Annotated in this window: 16 protein-coding genes; 4 read left to right on the top strand and 12 right to left on the bottom strand. The window is 66.6% G+C overall.

The genetic code is table 11. From position 1 onward, the window contains the following. Nucleotides 1–75: 75 nt before the first annotated feature. On the bottom strand, nt 76–465 hold the full coding sequence (locus ACQZF9_RS05540; RefSeq protein ID WP_428312257.1) for an energy transducer TonB: 390 nt from the start codon (nt 463–465) through the stop codon (nt 76–78). Nucleotides 466–846: 381 nt separating this feature from the next. On the opposite strand from ACQZF9_RS05540, the gene orn reads away from it, so the two are divergent. Further along, complete coding sequence (gene orn, locus ACQZF9_RS05545; RefSeq protein ID WP_428312258.1) at nt 847–1,413, top strand: oligoribonuclease; 567 nt, start codon at nt 847–849, stop codon at nt 1,411–1,413. 54 nt (nt 1,414–1,467) lie between these two features. Here the strand turns inward: orn and ACQZF9_RS05550 are convergent, their stop codons facing one another. The 9 genes from ACQZF9_RS05550 to ACQZF9_RS05590 all read right to left on the bottom strand — a co-directional run bounded on the left by ACQZF9_RS05550 (nt 1,468) and on the right by ACQZF9_RS05590 (nt 9,793). Continuing rightward, complete coding sequence (locus ACQZF9_RS05550; protein WP_428312259.1) at nt 1,468–2,466, bottom strand: alpha/beta hydrolase family esterase; 999 nt, start codon at nt 2,464–2,466, stop codon at nt 1,468–1,470. A gap of 4 nt (nt 2,467–2,470) precedes the next feature. Further along, entirely contained in the window at nt 2,471–3,838 is a 1,368-nt protein-coding gene (locus tag ACQZF9_RS05555; RefSeq protein ID WP_428312260.1) for an ATP-binding protein, read from the bottom strand. 71 nt (nt 3,839–3,909) lie between these two features. Continuing rightward, entirely contained in the window at nt 3,910–4,611 is a 702-nt protein-coding gene (locus ACQZF9_RS05560) for a response regulator transcription factor (RefSeq protein ID WP_428312261.1), read from the bottom strand. 30 nt (nt 4,612–4,641) lie between these two features. Then, nucleotides 4,642–4,932 carry a hypothetical protein gene (locus ACQZF9_RS05565; RefSeq protein ID WP_428312262.1) on the bottom strand — a complete coding sequence of 97 codons (291 nt, stop codon included), beginning with the start codon at nt 4,930–4,932 and terminating at the stop codon, nt 4,642–4,644. A gap of 24 nt (nt 4,933–4,956) precedes the next feature. Next, nucleotides 4,957–5,529: a glycine zipper 2TM domain-containing protein gene (locus ACQZF9_RS05570; RefSeq protein ID WP_428312263.1), complete on the bottom strand. Its 573-nt coding sequence runs from the start codon at nt 5,527–5,529 to the stop codon at nt 4,957–4,959. Between the two features lie 215 nt (nt 5,530–5,744). Further along, the gene (locus tag ACQZF9_RS05575) at nt 5,745–7,070 is read right to left on the bottom strand and encodes a DUF1329 domain-containing protein (RefSeq protein WP_428312264.1); all 1,326 of its coding nucleotides are present in this window, start codon (nt 7,068–7,070) and stop codon (nt 5,745–5,747) included. An 83-nt stretch (nt 7,071–7,153) separates the two neighbouring features. Further along, nucleotides 7,154–8,200 carry a M48 family metallopeptidase gene (locus tag ACQZF9_RS05580; RefSeq protein WP_428312265.1) on the bottom strand — a complete coding sequence of 349 codons (1,047 nt, stop codon included), beginning with the start codon at nt 8,198–8,200 and terminating at the stop codon, nt 7,154–7,156. A 90-nt stretch (nt 8,201–8,290) separates the two neighbouring features. After that, a complete protein-coding gene (locus ACQZF9_RS05585; RefSeq protein ID WP_428312266.1) occupies nt 8,291–9,103 on the bottom strand; it encodes a TIGR00266 family protein in 813 nt (270 codons plus the stop codon). 33 nt (nt 9,104–9,136) lie between these two features. Continuing rightward, complete coding sequence (locus tag ACQZF9_RS05590; RefSeq protein WP_428312267.1) at nt 9,137–9,793, bottom strand: TetR/AcrR family transcriptional regulator; 657 nt, start codon at nt 9,791–9,793, stop codon at nt 9,137–9,139. A 165-nt stretch (nt 9,794–9,958) separates the two neighbouring features. Here ACQZF9_RS05590 and ACQZF9_RS05595 point away from each other — a divergent pair, with 165 nt between their 5' ends. From ACQZF9_RS05595 to ACQZF9_RS05605, 3 genes are all read left to right on the top strand, one after another. After that, nucleotides 9,959–11,695: a vWA domain-containing protein gene (locus ACQZF9_RS05595; RefSeq protein ID WP_428312268.1), complete on the top strand. Its 1,737-nt coding sequence runs from the start codon at nt 9,959–9,961 to the stop codon at nt 11,693–11,695. A gap of 83 nt (nt 11,696–11,778) precedes the next feature. Then, nucleotides 11,779–12,297, top strand: coding sequence for an RNA polymerase sigma factor (locus ACQZF9_RS05600; RefSeq protein WP_428312269.1), 519 nt, complete (start codon nt 11,779–11,781; stop codon nt 12,295–12,297). Then, the gene (locus tag ACQZF9_RS05605; RefSeq protein WP_428312270.1) at nt 12,287–13,150 is read left to right on the top strand and encodes a hypothetical protein; all 864 of its coding nucleotides are present in this window, start codon (nt 12,287–12,289) and stop codon (nt 13,148–13,150) included. Before ACQZF9_RS05600 ends, ACQZF9_RS05605 begins: the two co-directional genes overlap by 11 nt. Nucleotides 13,151–13,260: 110 nt before the next feature. On the opposite strand, the gene ACQZF9_RS05610 is transcribed toward ACQZF9_RS05605, so the two are convergent. Both ACQZF9_RS05610 and ACQZF9_RS05615 read right to left on the bottom strand, forming a co-directional pair. Beyond that, the gene (locus tag ACQZF9_RS05610; protein ID WP_428312271.1) at nt 13,261–13,731 is read right to left on the bottom strand and encodes a PspC domain-containing protein; all 471 of its coding nucleotides are present in this window, start codon (nt 13,729–13,731) and stop codon (nt 13,261–13,263) included. Further along, nucleotides 13,724–13,957: an envelope stress response membrane protein PspB gene (locus tag ACQZF9_RS05615; RefSeq protein WP_428312272.1), complete on the bottom strand. Its 234-nt coding sequence runs from the start codon at nt 13,955–13,957 to the stop codon at nt 13,724–13,726. Before ACQZF9_RS05615 ends, ACQZF9_RS05610 begins: the two co-directional genes overlap by 8 nt. Between the last annotated feature and the right edge of the window lie 43 nt (nt 13,958–14,000).

A 14,000-nucleotide genomic window follows, 5' to 3' on the forward strand; every position in this document is an offset into this window, starting at 1 on the left:
TCGCGCGCCAGCGGCCGGAAGTAAATGCGGCGGCAGCGTTGTCGCCCTGCGAAAGCGGCAGCGACGGTGAAGCCGCTAGCGGAAGTACAGCGGGAAGGCCTTGACGAAGGTGTCGCTGCGCGCCGGCGGGAAACTCATCGTCTGAACCATCTTGGTCACCGCCAGATCCAGCTGAGGATTTTCGAAGTCGTTGCGGATCAGCTTGACCGAGTCCGGCAGGCCGTCGGGACGGACGATGAAGCTCACCTGCACCTTGCCGGCGCCGGGCCAGTTGGCGTTGGCGACACGCTCCAGATCGGCCATCTGCCGTTCGAAGCTGGCCTGCACCTGTGCCGGCGTCAGCCCGCCACTGACGCTGGGCCGCAGCAGGCTGCTGACCTTGCGCTTGGGCGCGGATGGATCGCCGGCGCAGCCGGTGGCCAGCATCGTCAGGGCAAGGCACAGTGAACCGCTCAGCGCGCGCATCGACATCATTCCCCCCGGAATGGAAAAAGCCGTCCCCGCCCGCCGCGATGGCGCGGCAGTACGGTGCAAAAAAATCGGTGCCCGGCAAATGGCGGCTTCCACTGCCTGCGGGCTGCGCGGTGTCGTCGGCGAGGCCGACGAGCCGGTCGTCGTCCCTGACCGGTTTACGTTCGTATCGCGCCGGCCGGGCCGTGCGAACGAGGTGTCAGTTTCGCGTAGGCTTTTTCGTACAGCAAGCGTGGTTACTACCCAGATCGGTGCTGGAACGGGCCTTTCGCTTTAGTAATATTCGCTCTGACATCGGCTAACGCGGCCGTTCACGCTCGGCGGTGTAGGCTGCCCGATCATGCCGGCCCCTTTTTCGACATTCCCAGGCAACCGATGACCGCAAGCCCCAGCAACCTGATCTGGATCGATCTCGAAATGACCGGGCTGATCCCGGAGCGCCACCGCATCATCGAGATCGCGACCGTGGTCACCGACTCCCATCTGAAAGTGCTGGCCGAAGGCCCGGTGCTGGCGGTGCAGCAGAGTCACGACGAGCTGACCGCGATGGACGACTGGAATACCAAGCAGCACGGCAAGTCCGGCCTGACTCAGCGGGTCCGCGACAGCCGCATCAGCGAGTCCGAGGCCGAGCGGCTGACCTTGAATTTCCTGAGCGAGTGGGTGGTCCCGGGCAAGTCGCCGATGTGTGGCAACTCGATCTGCCAGGACCGCCGCTTTCTGGCGCGCTACATGCCGGGGCTGGAGAAGTTCTTCCACTACCGCAATCTCGATGTCAGCACGCTCAAGGAGCTGTGCAGCCGCTGGTCGCCGGATCTGGCCAAGGGCTTCTCCAAGGAATCCACGCACCTGGCGCTGAACGACATCCGCGACTCGATTGCCGAGCTGCGCTATTACCGCGACCATTTCCTGCGGCTGCCGCCGCCTTGTGCCGACGCCTGAGGTTTGCTGCTGCCGTGCCCGCGAAAGCGGGAAAGCCAGCGGCGCTCGCGTCTGCTATTGCAAAGTCGACTTGAAGAAGCCCCAGGCGACTTCGCCGGTATCGACTTGCAGATTCGCGCCGCCGAGAAAATAGTCCAGGGCCAGGCTGTTGATCGGCAGGCCCGGCCAGACATGGCCCCCGGCGAACACGTATTGCTGCGAGGTCGTGCCGTGGGCACACGAGCGCAGGCGTTTCTCAACGCCGTCGGCGACTCGCGTGCTTTGTAGCTTCGGCGAGCATCCGGCCCGATCGGCCCAGAACTGGAAGGTCGCGTCGGCCGACAGCAGCGCCGCCTGCGGCTGGCCCTTGACGATGGTGCCTTCGGCCATGCCCTTGAACGGCACGATAGGATCGTTCACGCCATTCATCGACAGCCACGGCAGCGCCTTGCCCGGTTTGCAGCCGCGCGCCACCGAGGCGGGCAGATCGGAGATGACGTTGGCTCCGGCGCGTAGCGAGTCTCCGGCCTGGCAGGCGTAGTACATCGCCATGAAGCCGCCGTTGGAGGCGCCGATCACGAATACCGCGCGCGCGTCGCCGCGATCGCGCAGTACCAGCCCCGCAATCATGTCGCGAATAAACGCGACATCGTCGGCGGTGGACGCCTCATCGCCGGCCAGCGTACTGCCGCGGCCGTCGTTCCAGTGTTTGCCGATGCCCTGGGGCGCGGCAACGATGAAGTGCTCGCGCAGCCCCAGCGTCGGCAGGCTGGTCTGCTCCCAGACCTGCTCGGCGGTCTGCGTGCCGCCGTGCAGCAGTACGACGATCGGCATCGGTCCGGTGCTGCCGCTGGGAATCTGTGCCAGGTAACGGCGCTGCAGGCCGCCGGAGACGAGGCTGCGCGGCTGCGCGGCGGAGACCTTGCCCTTGTCGGGGAAGCCCTGCGTCGCGCTGTGATTTTCGATCATGCGCGCGCCGCGCACGACCAGGCAGCCGCTGAGCGACAGCAACAGCAGGCCGGCCAGGGACGCGCTGACGATGGTGACCAGACCGGAATGAGGGCGATGGCGCATGGTGCTAGCCGGGCAGGCGGACCGTGACCTGCGCGCCGCCGAGGTCCGAGGTGCCGAGCAGCAGCTGCCCCTCGTAGGCGCGCACCAGATCGTAGACCGCCGCCAGGCCGATGCCCTGGCCGGGTTTTTTCATGTCGGCGCGAACCCCGCGTTCGAGCATTGCCTCGGCGTCTTCCGGGAAGCCGGGGCCGTTGTCGGCGACTTCGATCACCGCGGTGCGGCCTTCGTGATGCACCGACAGCCGCACCTTGCCGTTGCCGTACTTGGCGGCGTTGTCCAGCAGATTGCCGATCAGCTCGAACAGGTCGCCGCTTTCGGCGCGCAGCCGCAGGCGCGGGTCGATCTGCAGATCGAAGCGCGCGTTTTTCTCGGCGTAGACCTTGACCAGCGCGCTGACCAGCTTTTCGCACAGCGGCCTGATCTGCACCGGCTCGGCCAGGGTGCGGCGGCCGGCGGCAGCGGCCTTGCGCAACTGGTAGCCGGTGATCTGCTGCATCGACTGCACCTGCTCGCCCAGCGTCAGCCGGAACGTGCGCGGCATGTCGGCGTCTTCGGTGATGCCCTGCACGACCGCCAGTGGCGTTTTCAGGCTGTGCGCGAGGTCGCCGAGCGCATTGCGATAGCGCGTCTGCTGGTTGCGCTCGTTCTGGATCATCGCGTTCAGGCCCTGGGTCAGTGGTTTGAGCTCATCGGGATATTCGGCGCGGATGTCCTGCTGCTCGCCCATCTCGATGCGGCGAAGCTCGACGATCAGCTTGCGCAGTGGCGCCAGGCCCCACTGCAGCACCAGCACCTGCACGCCGAGCAGGCCGATACCGCAGACCGCCAGCCAGGTCCACAGCGCGCGCCGGTAGGCGCGCAGCTGCGCGCGGAAGCTGGAGGCGTCTTCCATCACCACGACGTTGTAGCGGCGCGGATCGTCGGCCAGGTCGATCCAGCGGAAGCTGTAACTCATCTGGAAAGCATCGGGATCGTCGATGCGCTCGAAGCGCCATTGATCGATGCCCGGCATTTTCGGCGCCGACATGTCGCCGAAATTGACCGAGCGCCACACCGCGACGCCGTCTTCGTTGAACAGCGCCGCCTGCAGGCTGGACGCGGCGCTTTTCAGTCGCGCGTCGGGCACCATCGTCGTCGAAATCGTCAGCTCACCGCTGGCGCTGGGGCCGAGTGCGGCGAGCAGCGAATAGACGATGCCCTCCAGTTTGTCCTGTTGCGCCTGGCGCGCGCTGTCGCCGAAGGCGCTTTCCAGCGCGACGCCGGTGATCAGGAAGAACGCGGTCAGCACCGCGGTAGCGGCGACCAGCAGGCGCGTGCGCAAGGACTGCGGACGCAGACGCGCGTAGACCGTTCCGAGGATCGGCCACTTCATGGTTTTGACGCGCTCGGCGCCACCATGGATCCAGCGTATCGGTGGCGACGGCGCGCCGATGGCGGGCGCCCTTATCCGGCGGCGGAGGCAGGCGCGGGCCCGCGCGGCAGATCCCAGCGATAACCGCTGCCACGCAGCGTGGTGATCGGATTCAAGGTCGCTTCCGGATCGAGCTTGCTGCGCAGCCGGCGAATGAACACCTCGATCACGTTGCTGTCGCGCTCCTCGTCCTCGGCATAGAGATGCTCGGCCAGAGTCGCCTTGGACACGACCTGGCCGGCGTGCAGGATCAGGTATTCCAGCACCTTGTATTCATAAGCGGTCAGATCGACGCTCTGCTGCTGCACGAATACCGTCTTGGCCGTGGTGTCGACCGCGATCGGGCCGCATTCCAGCAGCGGCTGGGCCCAGCCGCCGGAACGGCGCAGCAGGGCGCGGACGCGCGCCAGCAGTTCTTCGCGGTGGAAGGGTTTCACCAGGTAGTCGTCGGCGCCGGCTTCCAGGCCTTCCACCTTGGTCTGCCAGCCGTCGCGCGCGGTCAGGATCAGGATCGGATACTTGCGCCCGGCCTTGCGCGCGCGACGGATGATCTCGACGCCGCTGATGCCGGGCAGGCCGAGATCGACGATGGCGATGTCGATCGGGAATTCCTCTGCCATGTACAGGCCGTTTTCGCCGTCACCGGCGACATCGACGGCAAAGCCCTCGTCGGCAAAATACTGCGAGACCAGTCCCCGCAGGTGCGGATCATCCTCGATGACGAGAGCGCGCATTTTCCAATCCCTGTTGTTGTATGTGCCGGTTCAGTAGCCGGGCACGTTGACGATCCGGACGTCGCCGTTTTTAAGCAATTTGACGCGGTAGCCGCGGTCGCTTCTCTCTACCGCCAGGACGCGGCCACCGCCGTTCTGTTGCTGGGCAATGCGCGCCGCCTCGCTGGGGGACATGTTGCGATCGTTGCCGCCGGGCGTCAGTCCGGCCGGCGGCAGGCGCAGGCGATCCGTCAGGCCCAGATCGCGGGCCTGTGCGGGCAACTGATTCAATAGCAGGCCCGCTGCGAGCAGGGCCGACAAAAGCAGAAGCTTCGAGCGCATGGCTCCCGGTGTTAGCCGACTCCCTTAGTAGCGGACCGGGCGCACGCTGACGTCCACGGCGATGCGATCACCCGGGTCGTACGGCATGGTCGTGTGGTAGACGTCGCCGTGATAGCGATAGGCGACGTCGTAGCCGTCGATATGGTTTTCGACATGATAGTCGTCGACCGTCTCGCACTGGCGCTGGTATTCGGTGCGCGTGTAACCGCCGCGATCGTATCCACCGCCGTACTCGCCGGCATGGCTGCCGACGCTGGCGCCGACCACGGCGCCGAGGCCGGTGGCGACCGCACGGCCGCTGCCGCCGCCGAACTGGTTGCCGACCACGCCGCCGATGACCGCGCCGAGTACGGCGCCGGCGGTGTTGTCGCCGGAGTAGCGCGGCGCTTCGCGATACGTCACCGGCACGTCCTGGCACTGATTGCGCGGCTGGTTGACCTGCACCTGGCTGTAGATCGGCCGGGCGCTGAGCACCTTGGCGAATTCGCTGCGGGCAATGGCGTCGCCGCCGGAAGAGGAGTCGTCGTAATACTGACCGTCACGATCATCGCGATCGTAGCGGCCGGCAAACGCGGGGGCTGAAACCAGGCTCGCCACGAGGGCGGAGCCGAGTAGGCAAGTCATCGCGACCGGGGGGGCAAACCGACGGGCTTGGGAAGGCGCCTGTTCACGCATTGTTGCTCTCCTTTGAGCATCGAGCTGCCGCAACGGCGGCGAGCATGGTTCAGCTTAGGGCCAGTAGCTGAATTGCAACTTAACTTTTTTAGGAATTCCGACAGTTTACGAGCGCTTTTCGTGCCATCTGGCTGCTCTTAGCGACCGTTGGTGCTGCCGGCGAAACGCTTCAGGTTGCCAGGCGAGAAATACCCCTGGCCTTCGGACCAGTCGTACTCGATGGTGTTCTTCTCCTCGTTGGTCATGTTGAGGATCACGTAGCGGCGCGACTGCAGGTCGTAATGCACCTGGATGCCGTTGACCATCACCGGCACGTTGGCGAAGTTGATCGAATGCGATTCGGCCGAGCGCCAGAACTGGTCGCGCTGGTCGTACATGTCCTCGGCGACGACGATCCAGCTGTCCTCGTCGACATAGAACACGCGGCGCTTGTAGACGTGGCTGGTGCCCTGCTTGACCTGCGCCTCCAGCACCCAGACGCGGTGCAGCTCGTAGCGCGCCAGGTCCTGGTTGATATGGCCGGCGCGGATGATGTCCTTGTACTTGAGCTTGTCGTCGTAGAGCCGGTAGCTGTCGTAGGGGACCAGCATCTCGCGCTTGCCGAGCAGCTTGATGGTGTAGCGATCCAGCGGGCCGTTGAACATGTCGACCTGGTCGTGGGTCATCAGGCCGTCGTGCAGCGGGTTGTCGTAGCCGACTTCGCCGATGCGCCGCGGCCGGTTCTCGGTCCAGATCCAGACGCCGGTCAGATCCTTGATCCGGTCGAGCGGTACGCGCAGCAGCGTCGCATCGCCGGCCCGCGTCGCCGGCGCGACCACCTTGGTGAACAGGTACAGATTCTGGTTGCCGAGTTTTTCGGCGGTGGTCTTCGGATCGTTGTAGGCGTAGGCGAGTTCGGAATAGCTGCGCTCGACGACGTAAGCGCCGTTGGTGGCGATCTCCGCGGAATTGGTGTAACCGCGAAAGCCGCGGGTGTTGTAGCGCATGATGTGATTCCACAGCACCTCGGTGCCGTTCTTCGGAATCGGAAAAGGGAAGCCCTGCGCGGTGCAGCAGAAGCCGTAGCCGTTGTGGGTCAGCTCGACGCGTTGCGCATTTTTTTTCGTCGCTTCGATGAACCAGTCCGGATAGGAGGCGCTGCGATGGCTGGGATACACCGGCATCGTGTAGTCCGGGAAAATCTTGAACAGCTGCTGGTGGCCTTCGGTGAGCCGATCCCGGTACTGCGCGACATTCGCCGCGGTGACGGTGTACAGCGGCTTGTCCTGAGCGTAGGGATTGTCGCCGCGCTTCATGGTCTCCTGCCGCAGCGGTTGCCAGGCCGGGATCGTGCCGGCGGCATTGCCTGCGGCTTCGGCGCCTACCGGCGTCAGGCGCTGGCCGAGTTCGGCGGCTTGCTCGTCCGCTACTTTGGCGTACGCCGCGCATGGCAGCGCCAGCGCGATCAGCAGCGCGCTCGTCATGATGTGGGGAACGTGCTGCCTCATCGCCACTTCCTTTTGCATGCCGTTAAGGGCGCGTCGTATGTTGCGGCCGACAGTGCGCGTTATTCGCCGAGGCTTTGCTTAACGGCGGTCCAGGCGATGCTCAGCGGCTGCGCTGGCCTTGCGCCGCTGCGCTCGATGGCTTGTCGCAGGCCGGTGATGCGCTGCGGCGTCGCCGGATGGCTGTTGAGCCAGGCCGGAGGCGCGACACCCTGGGTTTGCGTGTCGAGCTTGGCGAACAGCCGCAGCATGCCCTGAGGATCGATGCCGCTGGCGATCAGCCGCTGCAGGCCCTGGGTGTCGGCCTCGCGCTCGCTGTCGCGCGAAAACTGCAGGCCGGACAGACGGCCCGCGGCTTCGCTGGCGATGCCGAAATCGCCGATCACCGCGGCGATCGCGAGCCGCAGGCCCGCCTGCTGCATCATTGCCTTCAGGCTATGCCGCAGCTCGACGTGCTCGACCTCGTGCGCCAGCACACCGGCGAGTTCGGTGGCATCGTCGGCCGCTTCGATCAGGCCGCTGTAGACGACGATGTGGCCGCCCGGAATCGCGAATGCGTTGAGTTGCGCATTCCGCGCGATATGCCAGCGATAGGTGTAACGCGAGCCCTGCGTCAGCCGCGCACCGATCTGCTCCAGCGCCGCGTTGGCCGCCGTGCCTTCGATCATCTTCAGTTGCGCCGCCTGTGAGCGGAACACCATCTCGCCGAGTTGCTGTTCCTGCTTCAGCGGCACGAAGCCGGCGATCCAGCCGGCCAGCGGCCGCGCCGCGAGAAACAGCAGCAGCAGCGCGATCAGCGGAAGGCCAATCCAGATCGCGACCGCCGACAAGCCCAGCCCGCGATGCAGCCGCGCCCTGCGCCGCTGCGCGAACACCGCCGTCAACGCTGGCTGCAAGGCCGGCGGCGCCTGCGCGCGCAGCTTTTCGATCAACGCGCTGTCGTCGATCAGCAGCGCATAGCGCGCGCCGTCCTGCGTCCAGCTGATTTCCAGTTGCGCGCCGTCGAAGCCGGCGTTACGCAGCGCGAGCTGCGCCAGCGGCGAGGACAGACGCTGGCCGTCCGGCAGCAGCAGCGACAGCTGCAGCGGATCGAGCTTCGCTTCGACCACGACGCCAGCCGGTGCGAGGCCGGGTCCGAATAGGCGGCCCGGCAGGATCATGGAACGTGGTCATTCCCGCCGTCGCGGGAATGACGGCGCTTACTCGTCGTCACCGAGCAGCCCGCCGAGCAAGCCGCCCGCCGCGCCGGCGCCGAGCAGCGATCCGGTTTCGCTGCTGCGGCCGCCGATCGCCGGCGCCGCCATGACGATGCGATTGGCCATGCGCGACAGCGGCAGCGACTGCAGCCAGATCTTGCCCGGGCCCTGCAGCACCGCGAAGAAAACGCCTTCGCCGGAGAACAGGGCCGACTTCAAACCGCCGACGTACTGGATGTCGTAGCTGACGCTGCGCGTCAGCGCGACGATGCAGCCGGTGTCGACTTTCAGCACTTCACCGGGCTGCAGATCGCGTTCGTACAAGGTGCCGCCGGCGTGGATGAAGGCCAGGCCGTCGCCGTCGAGACGCTGCATGACGAAGCCTTCGCCGCCGAACAGACCGACGCCGAGCTTGCGCTGGAATTCGATCCCCAGCGCCACGCCCTTGGCCGCGCACAGGAAGGAATCCTTCTGGCAGATCAGCGTGCCGCCGACGTCCGGCAGATGGATCGGAATCAAGGTGCCCGGATACGGCGCGGCGAACGCGACCTTGCGCTTGCCGTTGCCATTGTTCTGAAACACCGTGGTGAACAGGCTTTCGCCGGTGACCAGGCGTTTGCCGGCACCAACCAGCTTGCCCCAGAAGTTCTTCTGCTGGGCCGAGCCGTCGCCGAACACCGTGTCCATGACGATGCCGTCTTCCATGAACATCATCGCGCCGGCTTCACCAACCGCCGCTTCGCCCGGGTCCAGCTCGACCTCGACGAACTGGGTTTCGGTGCCGTAGATCTTGTAATCGATGATGTCCATTGCCATGGGAAGGCTCCTTAAAAGAGGATCGGTGAAGTCTTAGCTTTTGGCGGAATCTTTCTGCAGCAGCGGCGCCAGTTTCTTCAGCGCCTCGGGGCGCGCGTAGGCGCGGAACAGCGTGCGCGCGAGCACGCTGATCATGCGGTGCACCTCGTCCGGCTCCTGGTGGCGCAGCGGCAGGATCGACGCCTCGAGCAGCGCGATGATCGCCTTGGACATGTCTTCCAGGTCTTCGCCGAGGTCGAAGCTGCCCTGGCGCGCGCCTTCGGCCATCACGTCGCGGATCGCCGCCTGCGAGGCGACTTCGAACGCGCGCTGCTCGGCAACCAGGCGCATCGTCTCCGGCGTCGACGGCACCAGCCAGTAGCCGGCGACGCCGTTCTCCAGCCGGGGATCGCGCAGCAGTTTTTCCAGGCCGCGGAACATCGCGACGATCGCCAGTACCGCGTCGCTCTGGCCGCGCATCGGCTCGATCACGTGTTCGGTGAAGATCGCGTGCAGCCGCCGCAGGCATTCCAGAAACAGCTCTTCCTTGCCGGCGAAGTGCCAGTACAGCGCGCCCTTGGACAGCTTGGCGGCCTTGGCGATGTCGCCGATCGACACGCCCTCGTAACCGTAGCGGCCGAACAGTTCGAAGGCGCGGTCCTGCAGGGCGGAGAGAGTGTCGAACTGCTCGTGGGCGGGTTTACGCGGCATTCGGCTGCAGGCGGTAGGAAAGCGTCGATTATGCGGCTTTGTAAGAGCGGCGACGAAACGCCTTGCCCGCCTGGCCGCTGCCGTCGAGACATTTTTCGTGGGGTTCAACCCCATTCGGCGCGCCGCTGCGTTTAAGGCCAGCGTACCTGTCCTGCGGAGTTGCCGATGTCCCTGTCCCCGAACCTGAGTTCCCGCGCCGGCCTGCTGCTGGCGTCCCTGCTGCTGTCCGCCCTGACGGCCTGCGCCGTGAACGAAAAGCAGCCGGCGCCGCTGGCGGCCGAGCCGCCACCACCACCGCCGGTGGCCGTCGGCGCCGCTGCACCGATGGCCGCTGCCGATGCGGCTGCCTATGCGGTGCGCGCCGAAAGCTCGGCCAAGCTGATGCAGTCGCAGAGCCGCATCGGCTTCATGCCGCCGCGTCCGGCGCCGATGCCGGGCGTTGCCGCCGAGCAGCGTGAACAGTACGCCGCGATCGCCAGCAACCCGGTGCAACGCGCCGCCGAGAATCCGGTGTCGACTTTCAGCATCGACGTCGACACTGGCGCCTACGCCAACGTGCGCCGCTTTCTCAGCCAGGGCCAGCTGCCGCCGCGGGACGCGGTGCGGGTCGAGGAACTGGTCAATTATTTCGACTATCGCTATCCGGCACCGCGCGATCGCAACACGCCGTTCTCGGTCAGTACCGAGCTGGCGCCGACGCCGTGGAATGCGAAGACCCATCTGCTGCAGATCGGCGTGCAGGGCTGGAAGCCGCAGGGCGAGCGGCCGGCCGCCAACCTGGTGTTCCTGATCGACGTCTCCGGCTCGATGGAGTCGCCGGACAAGCTGCCGCTGGTCAAGGCCTCGCTGAAGCTGTTGGCGCAGCAGCTGCGGCCGCAGGATCGCTTGAGCCTGGTGGTCTATGCAGGCCGTACCGCCGTGGTGCTGGAACCGACCGCGGGTGACCAGCAGGCGAAGATCATCGCCGCGCTCGACCAGCTCGAAGCCGGCGGCGGCACCAATGGAGGCGCGGGCATCGACCTGGCCTATGCGATGGCCAGGCAGGGCTATATCAAGGGCGGCGTCAATCGCGTGATGCTGGCTACCGATGGCGACTTCAATGTCGGCGTCACCGACTTCGACCAGTTGCTGGATCGCGTCAAGACGCAGCGCAAGAGCGGCGTCGCGCTGACCACGCTGGGCTTCGGCACCGGCAACTACAACGAGGCGCTGATGGAGCAGCTCGCCGATGCCGGCGACGGCAACTACGCCTATATCGACACGCTGAAGGAAGCGCAGAAAGTGCTGGTGCGGCAGATGGACGCGACGCTGACGACGATCGCGCGCGACGTCAAGATCCAGGTCGAATTCAATCCGGCGCAGGTCGCCGAATATCGCTTGATCGGCTACGAGAACCGCGCGCTGCGCCGCGAGGATTTCGCCAACGACAAGGTCGACGCCGGCGACATCGGCGCCGGCCACACCGTGACCGCGCTGTTTGAGGTCGCGCTGGTCGGCGAGGGCGGCGAGCGCATCGCGCCGCTGCGCTACGCTGCGGCGCAGGGTGCGTCCGCACAGTCCGGCGAACTCGCGCATCTGCAGCTGCGCTACAAACGTCCGGGCGACGGCAATGAGGCGAAGAGCCTGCTGATCGAGCGCGCGATCGCGGCGAAAGACAGCAGCACGCTCGCCGCCAGCTCGGACTCTTTCCGCCTCGCCGCCGCGGTCGCCGGCTTCGGCCAGCTGCTGCGCGGCGGCCAGTACACGCAGGGCTTCGACTACACTGCGGCGATCAAGCTGGCGCAGGACGCACGCGGCCGCGACGAGGATGGCGAGGCCGGCGAATTCCTGCAGCTGGTGCAGCTCGCGCGCAGCCTCGACGCGGCCGCGCTGAACACGCCGGTCGAAGACCACGGAGGCTGAATCTGCAAGCAGCGGCATCGCCCCTACCGCAGGCCCCGACTGCCGCAGCCGCGGCCGTCGACGGTCCTTCGGATGAAATCCTGATGCTGCGCTATCAGCGCGGTGAGCTGGCGGCGTTCGAGCTGCTGTACCAGCGCCACCGCGGTGGCAGCTATCGTTACCTGCTGCGCGGCTGCGGCAACGAGGACGTCGCCGCCGAGCTGTTCCAGGACGTGTGGGCGAGCGTGGTGCGGTCACGGGCGCGCTACCAAGTGAAAGCGCGCTTCGCCACCTGGCTGTACAAGCTCGCGCACAACCGGCTGATCGACCATTACCGCGCGGCGAAGCCCGGTGCTGAAGCAATCGACGACAGTTTCGAGCTTGCCGCACCGGAACATCTGCAGCCCGAGGCGCAGGCCGCTGCGGCGTCCACGGCCAGGCGGCTGCTGCAAGCCCTGGGCGCGCTGCCGTGCGAGCAGCGCGAGGCATTCCTGATGAAGGAGGAAGGCGGCTTGAGCCTGGAACAGATCGCCGACGTCACCGGCGTCGGCCGCGAAACCGTGAAAAGCCGGCTGCGCTATGCGCTGAGCCGATTGCGCGGAGCGCTCGCCGATGTCGTCTGATCGCCCGTTGCCGCCGCAGCGCGATGACGACGTCGAAGACGCCGCCGTGGCGCGCGCCTGGGCTTCGACCCAGTCGGCGCAGCCGCCGCCGTCGCTCGACGACGCGGTGCTGAAATTCGCGCGCGATGCGCAGGCGCCGGTGCGCGCGCGGCGGCGCTGGCAGGCACCGCTGGCCTTGGCCGCGGTGCTGACGCTCGGCCTGGGCGTGGTGCTGCAGTTGTGGCGCGAGCCGCAGGTGCGCGCGCCGCAAGCGGCGAGCACGCCTGCCGAGATGGTCGCTGCTGCGCCGATGGCGGAGCCGTCGTCGGTGTCTTCTGCCGCAGAGGAAATGCGCGATGCGCAGGCGGCCGAGGCTGTGGCTGAAGTGCGCAAGCGCGAAGCCAGCGCAAAGCGCAGCGAGTCCTCGAACTCACGCCAACGCGAAGCCGCGGCGGCCGCGGAAATGCAGCTCAATGCCGAGCGCGAACGCCGCGACGCGGCGGCCCGGATGGAGCCGCCCCCGCCACCGCCGGCACCGGTGTTCGCCGACGCCGCGCCGCCCGTGCCGGTGGCGGCCGTTGACGATGCGCCGCGCGCATTCGCGCCAGCCGTCGGTGCCGCTGCGCCGCGTGCGTTCACGCCGGCACGCGCTGCGGCCCCGGCGAGATTGCCGTTGGCTGCGGAGTGGGCTGCCGGGCAGGGCTGGAGCGAAGCGCCGCAGATCGAGCCTCACGACTGGACTTGCGGGCAACGGCCCTCCGGCGCGACCTCGGCCGCGCAGACGATCTGGTTTTATCCGACACGGGGCGCCTGGCTGGTGCTGGACGAGGAGCAGCGCGTGTTGCAGGTGAACCGCGCTGCCGCGTGTGAGTGAATCAAGCGCGGGCGGCGTCGCCTGGAGTCCCCGGGGTGAAATCCGGTGCTCGTCGGTGATGCGGGCCGCAAGTCCCGGGTTTCACCCGGGCTACGGATTGCGGGACCGCCTCAGCTCTCCAGCTTGCGCAGCTCGCGGCGCAGCTCGTAGTCGTTGGAGGTGACGCACTCTTCCATGCTGCTGAGGCGCTGTTCCAGCCGCGAAAAACGGCTCTTCAGATCGGCACTGCTCGCGGCCGTGTAGCGGCTCTCGCGAGGTTCGCGCTCGCCGCTGCCGCCGTAAGTGCGGCTGGCATAGGCGCCGCCCGAACCACCGCCAAAATCACTCGTCGCGGCGCGCTCGTAGTCGCCATCCGGCGGCGGCAGCTTGCCGCGCGTGTCTTCCATCACGTACCACAGCAGGCCGTAGACCAGCACGATCGGAAAGAAGCCGCCGAAGATGAAAGTGAGGATCGCGAGCGCGCGGATCAGGCGTACGTTCCAGCCCAGGAACTCGGCGACGCCGGCGCAGACGCCGCCGACATAGCCTTCGTCCGGATAACGGCGAAAGCGTGACGAGTGCAGGGAAGACAGCTTAGCCATGATGACGCGCCCTCCAATTGGGTGCTTCCGAATCGAGGATTTTTTCCAGCGCCTCGACACGCCGTTCCAGCCGGTCGGCCAGACGCAGCAGATCCGCGTCGACCATTTTTGTTGCTTCGCTCTGCTGTGCTTTCCAGCGCCGCTGACGGTCCGCGAACCACAGCCCCATGCCGGGCAGGATCACGAACAGACAGACGATTGCAAGCAGCGGAACCAGATCTTCCACGAAAGGATCCCCTTCGACCTCTCAAGAAAACAAATGCGAGTCG

The organism is Hydrocarboniphaga sp., assembly GCF_965279055.1.
In the GTDB taxonomy this organism is placed as follows: domain Bacteria; phylum Pseudomonadota; class Gammaproteobacteria; order Nevskiales; family Nevskiaceae; genus Hydrocarboniphaga.